This is a genomic window from Leifsonia sp. SIMBA_070, assembly GCF_046534635.1.
GTDB lineage: Bacteria > Actinomycetota > Actinomycetes > Actinomycetales > Microbacteriaceae > Leifsonia.
The window spans coordinates 1-277 of sequence record NZ_JAWRYK010000203.1 but is presented as its reverse complement, the minus strand read 5'-3'; the positions used below and the strand labels follow the sequence as shown (position 1 = coordinate 277).

Here is a 277-nt window from a genome sequence, read left to right as displayed (position 1 = left end):
CCCCAAGCACAACTTTTGTACTTCTTGAAGACAATGCAGATTTAGATGCCATTACCATCTCCTGGCAGGCAGTTACTTTTCCGATTGAAGCTCCTGTAACTTATGCTGTGCAATTTGATGTTCCTTCAGACATTACCGGTTCAAATGCATGGCTGCATGCTACTCGTTTTGAAGTGGGGCAGGATGTTTTAAGCAAAACTTTTTTGGTTAGGGACTTAAATAAAATTGCTGCCGATCTGGGATTGCCTGCAGATAAAGCCAACAAACTGATTGTGCG

General features: G+C 42.6%; 1 protein-coding gene. It reads left to right on the top strand.

Translation table 11 applies throughout. The features are described 5' to 3' along the window. Positions 1-277: SusE domain-containing protein (locus SB754_RS20025; protein ID WP_410784129.1), on the top strand; the 277-nt coding region annotated here is incomplete at both ends.